The 14,051-nt window shown below is 69.0% G+C and carries 10 protein-coding genes; 7 read left to right on the plus strand and 3 right to left on the minus strand.

Annotation, left to right across the window (positions count from 1 at the left end; genetic code table 11):
• Positions 1-43 precede the first annotated feature (43 nt).
• From Q8S38_RS13380 to Q8S38_RS13390, 3 genes are all read right to left on the minus strand, one after another.
• On the minus strand, positions 44-4,375 hold the full coding sequence (locus tag Q8S38_RS13380) for a translocation/assembly module TamB domain-containing protein (protein ID WP_305680909.1): 4,332 nt from the start codon (positions 4,373-4,375) through the stop codon (positions 44-46).
• Positions 4,375-6,384, minus strand: coding sequence for an autotransporter assembly complex protein TamA (locus tag Q8S38_RS13385; RefSeq protein WP_371125879.1), 2,010 nt, complete (start codon positions 6,382-6,384; stop codon positions 4,375-4,377). Before Q8S38_RS13385 ends, Q8S38_RS13380 begins: the two co-directional genes overlap by 1 nt.
• 115 nt (positions 6,385-6,499) lie before the next feature.
• The gene (locus Q8S38_RS13390; protein WP_305680911.1) at positions 6,500-7,252 is read right to left on the minus strand and encodes a hypothetical protein; all 753 of its coding nucleotides are present in this window, start codon (positions 7,250-7,252) and stop codon (positions 6,500-6,502) included.
• Between the two features lie 183 nt (positions 7,253-7,435).
• Between Q8S38_RS13390 and Q8S38_RS13395 the strand changes: the two genes are divergently transcribed.
• The 7 genes from Q8S38_RS13395 to Q8S38_RS13425 all read left to right on the plus strand — a co-directional run bounded on the left by Q8S38_RS13395 (position 7,436) and on the right by Q8S38_RS13425 (position 13,964).
• Positions 7,436-7,933 carry a DUF4142 domain-containing protein gene (locus tag Q8S38_RS13395; protein ID WP_305680912.1) on the plus strand — a complete coding sequence of 166 codons (498 nt, stop codon included), beginning with the start codon at positions 7,436-7,438 and terminating at the stop codon, positions 7,931-7,933.
• A gap of 86 nt (positions 7,934-8,019) precedes the next feature.
• Positions 8,020-8,949: a LysR family transcriptional regulator gene (locus Q8S38_RS13400; RefSeq protein WP_305680913.1), complete on the plus strand. Its 930-nt coding sequence runs from the start codon at positions 8,020-8,022 to the stop codon at positions 8,947-8,949.
• Positions 8,950-9,060: 111 nt separating this feature from the next.
• Positions 9,061-9,945 carry a shikimate dehydrogenase gene (locus Q8S38_RS13405; protein ID WP_305680914.1) on the plus strand — a complete coding sequence of 295 codons (885 nt, stop codon included), beginning with the start codon at positions 9,061-9,063 and terminating at the stop codon, positions 9,943-9,945.
• Positions 9,946-10,025: 80 nt separating this feature from the next.
• A complete protein-coding gene (locus tag Q8S38_RS13410; protein ID WP_305680915.1) occupies positions 10,026-11,162 on the plus strand; it encodes an ABC transporter substrate-binding protein in 1,137 nt (378 codons plus the stop codon).
• A 164-nt stretch (positions 11,163-11,326) separates the two neighbouring features.
• A complete protein-coding gene (locus tag Q8S38_RS13415; protein ID WP_305680916.1) occupies positions 11,327-12,205 on the plus strand; it encodes a branched-chain amino acid ABC transporter permease in 879 nt (292 codons plus the stop codon).
• Positions 12,206-12,228: 23 nt separating this feature from the next.
• Entirely contained in the window at positions 12,229-13,224 is a 996-nt protein-coding gene (locus Q8S38_RS13420) for a branched-chain amino acid ABC transporter permease (RefSeq protein WP_305680917.1), read from the plus strand.
• Positions 13,221-13,964: an ABC transporter ATP-binding protein gene (locus Q8S38_RS13425; protein ID WP_305680918.1), complete on the plus strand. Its 744-nt coding sequence runs from the start codon at positions 13,221-13,223 to the stop codon at positions 13,962-13,964. Before Q8S38_RS13420 ends, Q8S38_RS13425 begins: the two co-directional genes overlap by 4 nt.
• The last annotated feature ends 87 nt before the right edge of the window (positions 13,965-14,051 follow it).

Raw genomic sequence — 14,051 nt, forward strand, 5'->3', positions numbered from 1 at the left:
ACTCAGGATGAGGGCGGGAGTGACCGAACCGGCGCCGGGCGGGTCAGTATTCCCACTCGGCTCCGACACCGACGGAGGCGCTGCCATCGGCATTGGTGTCGGCCTGCAGCTTGATCCGCCGGGTGACGTCGATGCCGACCGAAACGCCGCTGTCCTCCGGCTTTGCGCCGGCCTTGATGCCGACCGTGACATTGTCGCTGATCGCGCGCGACACGCCGACGGTGGGCCCGCCGGCGCCGACCTGGATGTCGAGATTGTCGACGCCGAGCGATTTGCGCAGGCGCTCGAAGGAATCGTCCCCGCCGCCGCCGGCGAACTGCGCCGCCGTCTGCGCCAGCTGCAGCGCCTGGAAGGGCGAGAGCGAGCCCGACGCCCTGGCGAAGAGCAGGCGCGACAAAACCTCGTCCTGCGGCAGGTCGGGGGTCGATGTGAAGGCGAATTCGGGCTGGTCGGCCGGGCCGCTGACGAGGATGCGGGCGGTGACGTCGGCGGCGCGCGTCTCGGCGATGAAATCCAGCTCCGGAATCACCCCGCCCGTGAAGGCCAGGCGTCCGCGGCTGAAATCAAGGCGCTGGCTCAGCACCGTCAGGCGCCCGCGCCGGAGTTCGAAACCGCCATCGAGCTGCGGCGCCGCCAGGGTGCCGCCGACGCGGAGCTGGCCGCCGAGTTCGGCATCGATGCCGCGGCCGCGGACGAAGACGCGGCCCGGCGCCGAGACCGTCATCGCCAGCGCCGCGTCGAAGGCCGGGGCCGGGCGCGCGCCGCGCGCCGGGCGGTTGGCGCGCTTCTGCGCCGCGAGACGGGCCGCGGCCGTGCCCTTGGCGCCGACATGCTTGATGCCATCGACCGGACGCAGGGAGCCTGGCAGACGGTCGGGCACCGCGACCTCGAGCGAGAGCACGTCGATGCGCCCGCCGATCTGCGGCCGTTGCGCCAGGGGCCCCGCAAGCTCGAGGTTCAGATTCGCCACCGCGGTGACGATGTCGCTGGAGACGAGCTGGGCGCGATTGCCCTGGATCCGGATCTGGCCCGGGAAGCCGGCCGCGGGATCGAGCGCGACCCGGCCACTCGCCTGGAGCGTGCCGCCATTGGGCGTGGCGGCGCTGGCGCGCTCGATCGTGAGGTTCTCGCCGTTGGCGGCGATGCGGGCCTCGACCGCCGTCAGGCGGATGCCCTGCAGCACGTCGGTGAAGCTGCCATTGCTCAGCGCCGCCGAGCCGCTCAGGCGCGGGGCGGACAACGAGCCGGCCGCGCGCATGTCGAGCGCGACCGCCCCGGTGACGCGCCGGCCCTGCACGCCGATAAGCGGGTTGGCGAGGCCGGCGTCGAGCCGCCCCTGCGCGGTCAGGTCGAGCATCCCGATGGCATCGAGCGGCGCGGTGCCGCGAATGGTCAGGCTGGCGCCGCGGCCGGCGTTGATCGCAGCGTTGACGCTGGTCTCGTCGCCGGCGAGTGCGCCCTCCCCCGTGATCTCGATCGGCGGCAGGCCGGCCTGGCGCGTCTGCGGCGTGACGAGCCGGCTGACGCGGACGCTCCAGGGCCCGCTCAATGCGCCGGGAGCCCCGCCGATGCGGGCCTGCGCGTTGAGCGTGCCGGCGAGGTCGAGCGACGGGGCGAGGATGCGGGCGGCCGAGAGCGGCACGTCGCGCGCGGTCAGATTGAGGTCGAGCGCCTCTCCGGCGCGCCCGTCCAGCGTGACGCGCCCCTTTTCGATCGCCAGCGCGAGACCCGCGATCTCGACGCCGCCACCCGGGAAGCTGATGGTCGCGGGGTTGGCGAGCGCGATGCGGCGCCCGTCGCGGCGCGCCTCGAAGGCGGCGAGTTCGAGACGCAGCGGTTCGGCGGGCACGAGCCGGCCGGCACCGTTCAGGGCAAAGCCGCGTGCGGCGGCGCTCAGGGTGAAGGCGCTGGCCTCGGGGGCGCCCTTCGACTCGAAGCGGATGGCGCTGATCGCCTCGCCCGCGACGACGGCGCGGTCGATGGCGAGAGCCGCGTCAAGCCTCGGCTTGCCGTAGACATCCGTTGCGGCGGCCGTGACGTCGAGGCGGTCGATCGCGACCGAGGGGCCAGCGAGCCTGGCGCCTTTCGCCGTGAGGTCGAGGTTCTGGCGACCTTCGACCACAGCGAGGCGGATGTCGGCATCGAGCTGGCCGCCGAGCTTGGTCAGGGCCAGCGCAGAGAGATCGTCGAGATTGCGAGCGGCCAGCGTCACGCGGCCATCGGCGCGGCTCGTCTGATCGAGCGTCACGGCGCCGTTGAGGCGCACCGTACCGATGGCGATGTCGAGCGCCGACAGGTTCCAGCCATCGCCCGGCAGGCGCGCCAAAGCGAGCGTGCCGGTGGCGGGCCGGGAGTCGATCTCGCCGTCGAGCGTCAGGCGCGTATCGAGCGCCCCTTGTAGATCCTTGATCACGGCGTCGATCGCCAGACGCGGGATCGGCCGGGCGAGCGCGGTGGCGTTGGCGACCGCGATGCGGGCGGTGGCGTCGAGCCGGTCGCGCGGGCCGGTGATCTGCGCGGTGACGTCGCCGCGACCCGAGAGGCGCGGATCGGCGCGCTTGAGGTCGGGCATCGACAGCGCGAGCTTCAGATCGGAGGCCTGCTGGCCGATTCCGCCCTCGGCGGTGATGGCGGCGTGCTCACCGGCCAGCCTCAGGCCGGACACCGTGAGATCGCCGGCTAGCGACCGGACCCCGCCCTCGAGCGTCAGCTTGCCGGCGAGCAGCCGGTCGAGCCGGGCATCGCCGGTGGCGAGGCGGTCCCCTCGCCCGCTCAGGGTCGCGCCATAGTCGTTGCGGCGGGGCGTGGCGTCGATCTCGGCCCCGAACTCGGCCCGGCCGGCGAGCGGGCGACCGGCCAGGCCGCTCAGGCGCGCGAGATCGGGCAGCACGGCCTGCAGGCGGCCGAGCATGCGGGCATTGCCGGCCTTGCCGCGATAGTCGAGCTCGACGCCCGACATCGCCAGCCGCAGCGTTTCGAAATCGGCCGTGCCATCGTCCTGGGCGACGCCGCGCAGGCTGAAGGTGACGCGCTCGCCGACGGCGCGGGCGAGTGCGCGGTCGACCAGCGTGACGCCGGTGGCCTGACCGTCGGCGGTCAGGGCGATGCGCGTGCCGGGCTCGCCGATCGTCCCCGTCGGCGTGGCATTGAAATTGAGGCCGAGGCTGGCGAAGCCGCCGGCCGGCAGCCTGGCCTGCTGCGCGTCGAGCGTGGCGACGATGATCGGCCCGGCGACCGGGCCCTTGATCGTGGCATCAAAAGCGAGCTTGCCGATCTCGGTGCCCGAGGCGACCGTCTTGCCCTCCGCATTGGGGCGGGCGGCGGCGGTGACGCGCAGATCTAGCTGCTTGTCGGCGGTGTAGCGGCCGAGCACGTCGAGCCGCGCCAGCGCCGAGACCAGCGCCATGTTGCGGATGTCGATGCCCCCGGCATCGGCGAAGCCGACCGAGCCGTCGAGGCGGGTCGAACCGGCAAAGACCGGCGCGACAGGCGCCGGCATCAGCCCCTCGATGCGGGCATCCAGCGCGAGGTTGAGCTTGCGCTCGGTCCCGGTGCGGTCGAGCCTGGCATCGCCGCGCGCGCCGATGGTCGGGCCGGCATTAAAGATCAGCGTCGAGCCAAAGGAATCGAGCGGGCCGTCGCCGCCGAGATCGAGCGTGACCGGCGGCTCGCCCGGCAAGCCGGCGACCTTCGAGATCAGTCCGCCGGCGGGCTCGTCGAGCTTGACGTCGAGCTGCAGCCGCGTGGTGTCCGGCACGAAGGCGATGTTGACGTCGAACTGTCCGCCGGCATCGAGGCGGCGCGCCGCGAGCTTGAGGTCGAGCCCTTCGCTCGGAGGCCCCAGCGTCGCCGAGCCAGTGGCCCCCAGCGTCGCGGGCACGCCGAGGACCGGCTCGCCCAACACAAGCTCGTTCAACTGGAAGGCGCGGACGATGACCTTGAGCGGCAGTTCCGGCAGGATCGGCTGGTCGCTCGGCGGGGCGGCGCCCGCCGGCTGCGGCGCCTGACGGCGCAAGAGTTCGAGCCGGCCGATCTCGAGCCGGTCGACGTCGAGCCGGCGCAGCAGCAGCGCGCTGCGCGTCCAGATCAGGCGCACGCGGTCGAGCCGCAGCCAGGGGCCGTCGCGATCCGACAGCATGATGTCGCGGATCTCGACATCCGAGGAGAGCGCGCCGTTGACCGCGCCGATCGAGACCTGGCTGGTGTCGCTCGACAGGGCCTTGGAGATCAGATCGGCGACGATGCCGCGGTCGGTCTGGGCGTTCTGGGCGAAGCCGCCGAAGGGCGCGAAGGCGAGCACGCCGGCCAGCAGCAGCAGCGCCGGGAGCGCCAGGCGCAGCGTCAGGAGCCGCAGCGATGTGAGGACGCGGCGCATCAGAAGGACTGCCCGATGCTGACATAGAGCGCGACGGGCTTGTCGCCCTTGCGTGGGTTGAGCGGCGCGGCGACGTCGACGCGGATCGGCCCGATCGCGGTGTAGTAGCGCAGGCCCAGGCCGGCAGCCATCTGCAGGCGCTGCTTGAAGTCGGGCAGGCTGCCCTCGAAGGCGGTGCCGGCATCGAAGAAGGGCACGACGCCGATGGTGTCGGTGACCTTGATGCGCGCCTCGACCGAGCCCTCGAACAGGCTGCGCCCGCCGGTCAGCCGGTTGAGCGGGCCGAGCGGCGAGAGCGTGCGATAGGCATAGCCGCGCACCGAGCCGCCGCCGCCGGCATAGAAGCGACGCGTCGCCGGGATGTCGTCGAGATCGGCGCCCGAAATCGAGCCGAGCCCGACCCGCCCGGCGAGCACATAGCGGGCGTCGCGATCGAGCGCATAATAGGCAGAGAACGCCGCCTTGCTCTGGATGATGCCGACGGTCGAGCCGAGGAAGGTCGGATAAGGCGCCACCGAAGCCGTGGCGCGGATGCCGCGGGTCGCGTCGAGCAGGCTGTCGGTCGAATCGTATTTTACCGAAAGCGGGATGCCGACGAGGGTGTAGTCGACCTGGCCGAGCACGTCGCTGGTCTGGCCGCGCTCGACCTCGAGACCGGCCTGAACCGAGAAGGTGTCGCTGAAGCGGCGCTGGATCGCGGTTGTGACGTTGCCGTAGCGGGCGGTGTAGCCGCCGAAGCGGTTGGTCCCGACGCGCTGGCGCGTCGCGACGCCGTCGAGCAGCCAGTCATAGCGGCTGCCGCCGAGCGCCGGCTTGAGGAAGCTGAAGGAGAAACGGCCGCCGAGATCGGAGCGCTCGAAATCCTCGAATTTGGTGATCTTGGTGCCGTCGATGCGGGGCGCGAGGAAGATATCGCCCTCCAGCCGCAGACGTTCGGCGCCGCCGAACAGGTTGCGATGCTCCCAATAGGTCTTCACCGCCGGGCCGTCGATCGTCGAATAGCGCGCCGCAAAGCCGATCAGGCGCTTGGGACGCTCGGTGACCTCGACGAAGATCGGCAGGTTTCCGGCGGCGTCGAGGCTTTCGGCCTCCCGGATCCGGACCGAGGCGATGGCGGGAATGGTGGCGATGGATTTGCGCGTGTCGGTCAGCGCCTTCGGCGAATAGGGATCGCCCGGCTCGAGATAGATGAAGGAGCGCACCACGGCGGGCGGGATCCCGGCCGTGTCGCCGAGCGCCACATCGCCGAAGCCCGCAACCGGGCCGGGCTCGACGACATAGGTCACGTCCATGATGCGCGCGGCGTGATCGACGACGGGACGGAGTTCCACCACCTTGGCGAGCGGGCGCGACTGGGCGCGCAGATGATCGACGAGGGCCGCCTGGGCCGCGCGCAGGGCCGACGCGGTCGCCGGGTCTCCGGGGTTCAGCCGCGTGACGCGGGCCGGCTCGGCAATGGCGGGCGAGCCCGTCGCGCTACGCTCGCTGACGGCAATGTCGCGCAGCGCGAAGACCGGGCCCGGCTGGACGCTGACCGTGATCGGCACGGCGTCGCGGTTGCGATGGGATTCGAGCGCGCGGATCAAGCGGACATCCGGCTCGGCTCCGACCTTGAGGGTCACACCATCGACGACGAGCGCGACCTCGGCGTTGAAATAACCCTGCGACCAGAGCGCGTCGACCAGCGGGTTGAGATCGGAGGCCATGCGCCGCGCCAGGGTTTCGCCATCGGGCGGCGCGTCCTGGCGCAGACGATAGAGCAGAGAGGCGTCCTGCAGGGTGCGGGTCAGCGCCTTGGCCTCGTCGGTCTGACCGAGATCGAATTCGAGCCGATAGGGCAAGGTCGCGGCGGTGACGGCCGGCGGTTCGTCCTTCTTGGTGAAGAGCCCGAAGACATCCAGCGACGAGAGATCGAAGGCGTGCGCTGGCACGGCCCGCAAGCCGAGCACCGTGGCGAGAGCAAACCCGCTCAGCGCTACCGCGCTGCTCGCCCTCCGACAAAAACGCATCCGTCCTCCAAGCAACCCCCCGCTCGCCGCAACTTGACCCGGTCTATGATGTTCCGGCCCCCATCATCAATAGCTGACCCTCAGGCGCAAGCTACGACGAATTCGACCGTCATCGCTAACGAAGTGTTAGCGATACGGGGCCCAGGGGGCTCAGCTTCGTGACGATCTCGCCCTTGCCCGGGGACAGAACGCCGCCGCAGAGGCTGCCGGTGGTGACGATCTGGCCGGCGCGCAGGCCGCCCATCAGCTCGTTCTTGCGGTTGGCCCAGGCGAGGAAGGGCGTCATCGGATCGCCATTTCCATGCACCGCCGGCTGATCGTAGATCGTGACGCCGTTGAGCGAGATGAAGCAGCCCAACCCGGTGAGATCGTCGAGGACCTTCATGTCGAGTTCCTGGCCGAGATAATAGCCGCCATGGCCGAGCGCGTCGGCGAGCCAGAGCGCGAAGGGCACGCCCTGCCAGTTCGCCAGCCGGCTCTCGACGATCTCGATGCCGAGATAGGCCTTGTCGCAATGGCCGAGCAGCTCGGCGCGCGAATAGGGCTGATTCGGGCGCATCGGCACGTCTTTGGCCAGCCGCAGCGCGATCTCGATCTCGACGCGCAGCTCGGCGCCGATGGCGCCGTCATAGACGTCGCCGGGAGCGAGCCAGGGGCCGGGCATGAGGCCGGCGACGGGCGTGCCGTCCTCGGCGATGGCGACCTTCCAGCCCGCCTGTGCATGGCCGAGCGTCTTGGCGATGTCGGCCTGGATTGCCAGCCCGTCGAGGAAGGAGCCCGGCACCGGCTGCTCGGCCATCTCGATCAGGCTCTTGTCGCGGCGGGTTGCGACCAGCGCGGCGTGCAGGGTCTCGTGGGTGGTCGGCATGGCGTCTCGTCCCTGTCCTCTTCGTCCCGGCCTGGCCGGTGTTCGGGGCGCACCCTGCACGAGGGGCGCGCGCGAGGCCACCCCTGCGGCGACGTCGCTGGGGATGCAGATGCGGGGGAACCGCTTCGGCGCGCCCGGGTTGACCTCACATCCACCCGCTTTCCGGAAAGGCAGTCCGCCGCGATGAAACGGCTTCTCCCGATCGTGACGGCGACCCTGCTGTGGTCGCTTGGCGCCGTTGCCCAAACCCCGATGCCGCCGCAGGACTTCGTCCACAAGGCGGCGGTTTCGACGATGTTTGCCGTCGAATCGGCAACGCTCGCCTTGCACAAGACGAGCTCGCCCGAGATCAAGAGCTTCGCCCACCGGCTCGCCAACGACCGCGGGACAACCGGCAGCGGCCTGAGGCAGATCATCGCCAAGCGCTCCGACATCGCGCTGCCGGAGCGCCCCGACGGGCGCCAGCTCGACCTGCTGCGCGATCTTGCGGCTTTGCAGGGGCCGGAGTTCGACCGCGCCTATGTGCTGGCCCAGCGCCAAGCGCAGGAGGAGAGCCTCGCGGTGGTGTCCGCCTATGCCGAGACCGGATCGGACCCCGAACTCAAGGCGTTCGCCGAGAACACGCTGCCGATCCTGCAGAAGCTCGACGCCGAGGCGAAAGCGCTGCCCAAGCCGGAATAGCTGTTTCCCCTCGTCCGTCTGCTTGACAGCCGGGCGCCGCTCCCCTCCGCTCGGCGTCAAAAGACGCTCAGGGGACGAAAACGGCCATGCTCACCTTACGCCAGATCGAGGTGATCCGCGCCATCATGATCACGGGCACGATCAGCGGCGCGGCCAAGCTGCTCGCCGTGTCGGCTCCGGGCATCAGCCGGCTGATGAAGCACACCGAGAAGACGCTGCGGCTGAAGCTGTTCGAGCGGCGCCATGGGCGCTATGTGCCGACGCCCGAAGCCAACGACATCTTCGAGCAGATCAACGGCGTCTACAAAAAGGTCGACGATCTCCATTACACCCTGGCGCGGATCGAGCGCGGCGGTGGCGTCGAATTGCGGATCGGCTCGGTGCCGAGCATCTGCCATGTGATGGTGCCGCGCGCGATCGAGAAGCTGAAGCGCAAGCACCCCGATCTGCGGCTGGACATCAACATCCTCAAGATCGAGGAGGCGCTCGACTATCTGCTGCTGGGCCGCGGCGAGATCGCCGCCATGAGCTACAAGCTCGACCATCCCGGCATCGACTTCGTGCCGCTGTCGATGGGCGAGCTGCTCTGCATCGTGCCCGAGGGCCATGAACTGGCGACGCGGACCGTCATCTCGGCCTCCGAGATCGTGCGCCACCCGCTGATCGGCATCGACCCCAACGACCCCTATGGCCGGATCATGGCCGAGATCTTCAGCCGCCAGGGCCTCGCCTACGACATCGTCATCAAGGCCCGCTTCGGCACGACCGTATGCTCGCTGGTGCGCGCCGGGCTCGGCATCGCCGTGATCGACCAGTTCACCGTGGCCCATGGCTCGATGCAGGGCATCGCCACGATTCCGATCGCCGAGCCGACGCAGTTCCAGACCTATGTCGCGATCAAGAACGACAAGGCGCCGTCCGTCTATGCCGAAACCTTCGTGACGCTGCTGCGCCAGGAAATGGACGCGGTGGTGAGACCGCGTGCCCCAGAGGTCCGCAGCCGGCTGGCAGGATAACATCAGGTTAGGTAATGCGATCAAATTGGTCATCGCGTTAGCGCGAGCGATCGGCTTATCTGATGGCGGCAACGCCTGCGATCATGATGGGCGAGCCAAGGGAACGAGACGATGCCGGACATTGCCATCGCCAACCGGACGAAGCGCGTGCTGCTGGGCCTGATCGGCACGCCGATCGCCCATTCCGCCGCGCCGGCGATGCATGAGGCTGCCGCGCGCGCTGCGGGTTTCGAGCTGCATTACCATCTGATCGAGGTGGCGGGCGCCGGCCGCGCCGATCTCGCGGCGATCCTCGACGGCGTGCGGCGCATGGGATTTTCCGGCGTCAACGTCACCTATCCTTACAAGGAGGCGGTGGTGCCGCTGCTCGACGCGCTCTCTCCCGAAGCGCGGGCGATGGGGGCCGTCAACACGGTCGTGGCGCGCGATGGCGTGCTGACCGGCCACAACACCGATGCGACGGGCTTTGCCACAGCCTATCGCGCGCTCGGCCGCGCCGATGGCGACGCTCCCGTCGCGATCATCGGCACGGGCGGCGTCGGCAAGGCGATCGGCTTCGCGCTGGCCGGCTGCGGCGTCACGCGTCTGCGGCTCTATGACAGCGATCGTGCCAAGGCGCAGGCGCTGGCGGACCAGATCGGCGAGCGCGCACGGGTCGAGATCTGCGGCAGCGTCGAGGCGGCGGTGTCGGGCGCGGCCGGCCTCATCAACGGCACGCCGGTCGGGATGCTGCCCAACCGCGACAGCCCGGTACCGGCCGATCTCATCCGAAAGTCGCAGTGGGTGGCGGACGCCGTCTATCATCCCCTCTGGACACCGCTGCTCAAAGCCGCGCAGAAGGCGGGCGCCACGGTGATGACGGGGCGTGAGCTCAGCATCAACCAGGCCGTCGACGCCTTTGCGCTGTTCACGGGGGTGCAGCCCCCGGATGGTGCGATCGCCGACGCCTTCGACCGATCGCTCGCCGCGCAGGAGGCCAAGCACCGCGCAGCGTGAGATCACGCCACTTCAAAGACGGCCCGCGGGCCACCCGCGAAGACCAAGAAAAAACGAAACAGAGCTGGAGGAGACAACCAATGAAGACCCCATGGATCATCGCCGCGGCCGTCACAGTCGGGCTCGCCACGCCCGCGCTGGCGCAGGAGAAGGTGAAGCTCGTCAACGTCGTCGAGCTGTCGGGCGCGGGCGCCACCGCCGGCACGAACTGGAAGAACGGCATCGACCTCGCCGTCGCCGACATCAACGCCAAGGGCGGGATTCTCGGCCGGCAGATCGAGATCGTCCATTACGACACGCAGACCAACCCGGGTAACACCCGCGCCGCCGTGCAGCGCGCCATCGACGAAGGCACCTATGCGGTGCTCGGCCCGGTCTTCTCCGGCCCGATCGGCGCCTCCATGCAGATCGCCCAGCGCGCGGAGATCGCGCAGATCGTCGGCGGCGAGGCGGCCGGCCTGACCAAGCAGGGCAACCAGTACATCTTCCGCACCTCGCTCAGCCAGTCGGCCGCGATGCCGAAGATCGCGAAATATCTCAAGGACACGGTCAAGGCCGGCTCGGTTGCCGTGGTCTGGGTCAACAACGACTTCGGCAAGGGCGGGCGCGACGCGATCATCCCCGAGCTCGAGAAGGTCGGCATCAAGGTCGCGGCCGACGTCTCGACCGAACAGGGCCAGGCCGACTTCGCCGCCGACGCGATCAAGATCAAGAACGCCAATGCCGACGCCGTCTTCGTCTATCTGAACGAGGAGGAAAGCGCCCGCTTCCTGCGCGCCGCCAAGCAGCAAGGCATCACCAAGCCGATGGTCGGCGAGACGACGCTGCTCGGCGCCAAGGTGATCGAGCTCGCGGGCGACGCCGCCAACGGCGTGCGCGGCCATGTCGGCCTGTCGATCGACGCGCCGATCCCGGCCTTCCAGGAATTCGGCAAGAAGTTCCAGGCGAAGTACAACCAGCCTTCCGACCATAACGGCCTGAAGGGCTACATGGCCGTCTACATGATCAAGTGGGCGACCGAGAAGCAGAAGAAGTTCGACAAGAAGGGCGTCGCCGACACGCTGCGCGGCGCGACGATCAAGCCCTCCGACGAGCCGGGCATCCTGATCGAGACCACGATCGAGGCCAATGGCGACCTAGACCGCGAGAGCTTCCTCGCCGAGGTCCAGAACGGCAAGCAGGTGATCACGGCGACGCTGCCGAAGATCAAGCCGTAAGCCGTACGCGTCTCGCCGTCATTGCGAGCGCAGCGAAGCAATCCAGAGCCGCGTGCTCTGCGTCCTCCTGGATTGCTTCGTCGCTTTGCTCCTCGCAATGACGGTTTTCGTCCAGAGATGGTCGGGTCAAGCCCGCCCATGACGCCCCATCGCGAGGCACCCCCATGGCCGAATTCATCGCCTATCTCATCGCCGGCATCGCCACGGGCGCGATCTATGCACTGGCTGCGATCGGCTTCACGCTGGTCTGGCAGACCTCGCAGACGATCAACTTCGCCCAGGGCGAGTTCGTCATGCTGCCGGCCGTGCTGGTGCTGCTCGCGATCAAGCTCTTCGGCGCGCCGGTCTGGCTGGGCGCGCTGATCGGCATCGCCGCCTTCATCGCTATCTTCGGCGTCGGCTTCAAGCTCACCGTGGTCGACCCGATGATCCGCCATGGCGTGCTACCGCTGGCGATTGCCACCATGGCGCTGTCAATCATCATGAAGGAAGGCGCCAAGGACGGCTTCTCGGCAGAGGCGCAGAACTTCCCCTCCTTCGTGCCGACCTCGACGATCGAGGTCTTCGGCGCCGCGATCTCGCTGCAGCATCTGGCGATCATCGCCTGCGCCTTCGCCGTCATCGGCCTGCTGCAATGGTTCGTCGGCGGCACGCGGCTCGGCCGGCAGATGCAGGCGACCGCGCAGAACCCCACCGTGGCGCGCATCCTCGGCATCCCCGTCGAGCGGATGGTGCTGTTGACCTTCGTGATCAACGCCGCGCTCGCCGTCGTCGCGTCGGTGCTGATCTCGCCGATCTACCTGGCGAAATTCTCGAATGGTGAGGTCATCGGCCTGTTCGCCTTCATCGCCGCCATCGTCGGCGGGTTCAACCAGGTCCGCGGCGCGCTGGTGGGCGGTCTGATCGTCGGCGTCGTCGATTCGATGGCGGCGGCCTATGTCTCCAGTTCCTACCGGCTGGCCGTGCCGCTCGTCCTGCTCGTCGTGATCATCCTGCTCAAGCCCGAGGGTCTGATGGGCCGCAAAGAGGAGCGCCGCGTATGACCGTGCAAGCGACACGCAACTCCATGAGCTCCTCCCCTCGCCTCGCGCGGCTGCCGCTCGGCGGCACCTTCGACGGCGCCTTCCTGACCCTGCTCGCGGGCGCCGTGATCCTCTGGTTCGCGCCGGTCGGCATGGGCCGCTACGGCACCTATGTGCTCTCGCTCTGGCTGGTGATGAGCATCGCCGTGATGGGGCTGAACCTGACGCTGGGCTATGCCGGGCTGAAGTCGCTGGCGCAGGCGGCCTTCATGGGGCTGGGCGCCTACACCACCGCGATCCTGACGACGAAATACGGCGTCTCCTGGTATGCCGCCTTCGGGCTGTCGGGCCTGCTGACCTTCGCGGTCGGCATCGTGCTCGGCTTCCCGGCGCTGCGGGTGAAGGCGCATTACCTCGCCTTCGTGACGCTCGCCTTCTCGACGCTGGTCTGGCTGATCCTGCGCAACGAGCAGTGGCTCACCGGCGGCGTCTTCGGCATTTCCAATATCAACCGGCCGGACTTCTTCGGCATCAAGCTGTTCGGCGCGCTGGAATTCCACCGCTTCGTCGTCGTGGTCACCTTCATCCTGGCGGTGGCTTTGTGGTGGCTGATCCGCAGCCCCTGGGGCCGCGCCTTCACGGCGCTGCGCGAGAACCCGATCCGCGCTGCGAGCCTGGGCATCGACACCCGCGCCTATACGCTGCTCGCCTTCGCGATCGGCTCCGCCTATGCGGGTTTCGCGGGGGCGCTCTATGCGCCGCTGGTCGAGTTCATCGACCCCTCGCCGTTCTCGCTGTCGCAGAGCTTCTTCCTGCTGCTGATGGTGGTGGCGGGCGGTTCGGGCTACCTGCTGGGACCTTTTGTGGGGGCGCTGCTCGGCGTCGTGCTGCCGGAATGGCTGCGCTTCGCCGGCTCGCTCTACCTGATCATCTTCGCCGCCATCGTGATGCTCCTGCTGATCGCCTGCCCGCAGGGGGTGAGCGGGCTGATGGAGCGGGCCTGGGCGAAACTCAACGGCCAGCGGGGACAGGCCCGATGAACACGGTTCTGGAAGTCGACAACCTCCACAAGGCGTTCGGCGGCATCAAGGCGGTCAACGGGGTGTCCTTCTCGGTGAAGGAGGGCGAGATCCTCGGCATCATCGGCCCCAATGGCTGCGGCAAGTCGACCCTGTTCAACTGCATCCTCGGCCAGCTCGAGCCGACGGAAGGCCGCGTGAAGCTGGACGGCCGCGAGGTCACCCACATGCGCCCCTCCGAGCTCAACCGGCTCGGCGTCAGCCGCACCTTCCAGCTGCTGCAGGTCTTCCCCGAATTGTCGGTGCGCGAGAACCTGATCCTCGCCGGCCAGGAGCATGAGGGCACGATGCTGTCGCGCCTGTTCGGCGCGCGCGATGCCGGGCTCACCGAGAAGGCCGAGCAGATGATCGGCTTCTTCAAGCTCGGACATCTGGCGGACGCCAAGGCGGGCGGACTCTCCTACGGCCAGCAGAAACTGCTCGACGCGGCGATGGCCTTCATGGCCGGCCCGCGCCTCGTGCTGCTCGACGAGCCGGCGGGTGGCGTGAACCTCACCATGCTCGGCGACCTGAAGGAGCGGCTGCGGGCGATCAATGCCGAGCAGGGCGCGACCTTCGTCGTCATCGAGCACAACATGGATTTCGTGATGAGCCTGTGCTCGCGCGTGATCGTGCTGGCGGAGGGACGGGTGCTGGCGGAAGGCACGCCGGCCGAAATCCGCGCCAACCCCGCCGTGATCGACGCCTATCTGGGGCATTAACATCCGTCATGCTCGGGCTCGACCCGAGCATCTCCTGCAAGAGATTCTCGGGTCTGCGCTGCGCTCCGCCCGAGAATGACGCGGAAG

This window comes from Allobosea sp. (genome assembly GCF_030695125.1).
GTDB lineage: Bacteria > Pseudomonadota > Alphaproteobacteria > Rhizobiales > Beijerinckiaceae > Allobosea.

What these genes read in the sequence shown, in the direction of transcription:
- Q8S38_RS13395 (WP_305680912.1), top strand. Translation starts at nt 7,436, where the DNA reads ATGAAACGGCTTCTCCCGATCGTGACGGCGACCCTGCTGTGGTCGCTT.
- Q8S38_RS13390 (WP_305680911.1), bottom strand. Translation starts at nt 7,252, where the DNA reads ATGCCGACCACCCACGAGACCCTGCACGCCGCGCTGGTCGCAACCCGC.
- Q8S38_RS13385 (WP_371125879.1), bottom strand. Translation starts at nt 6,384, where the DNA reads ATGCGTTTTTGTCGGAGGGCGAGCAGCGCGGTAGCGCTGAGCGGGTTT.
- Q8S38_RS13415 (WP_305680916.1), top strand. Translation starts at nt 11,327, where the DNA reads ATGGCCGAATTCATCGCCTATCTCATCGCCGGCATCGCCACGGGCGCG.
- Q8S38_RS13410 (WP_305680915.1), top strand. Translation starts at nt 10,026, where the DNA reads ATGAAGACCCCATGGATCATCGCCGCGGCCGTCACAGTCGGGCTCGCC.
- Q8S38_RS13425 (WP_305680918.1), top strand. Translation starts at nt 13,221, where the DNA reads ATGAACACGGTTCTGGAAGTCGACAACCTCCACAAGGCGTTCGGCGGC.
- Q8S38_RS13405 (WP_305680914.1), top strand. Translation starts at nt 9,061, where the DNA reads ATGCCGGACATTGCCATCGCCAACCGGACGAAGCGCGTGCTGCTGGGC.
- Q8S38_RS13420 (WP_305680917.1), top strand. Translation starts at nt 12,229, where the DNA reads ATGAGCTCCTCCCCTCGCCTCGCGCGGCTGCCGCTCGGCGGCACCTTC.
- Q8S38_RS13400 (WP_305680913.1), top strand. Translation starts at nt 8,020, where the DNA reads ATGCTCACCTTACGCCAGATCGAGGTGATCCGCGCCATCATGATCACG.
- Q8S38_RS13380 (WP_305680909.1), bottom strand. Translation starts at nt 4,375, where the DNA reads ATGCGCCGCGTCCTCACATCGCTGCGGCTCCTGACGCTGCGCCTGGCG.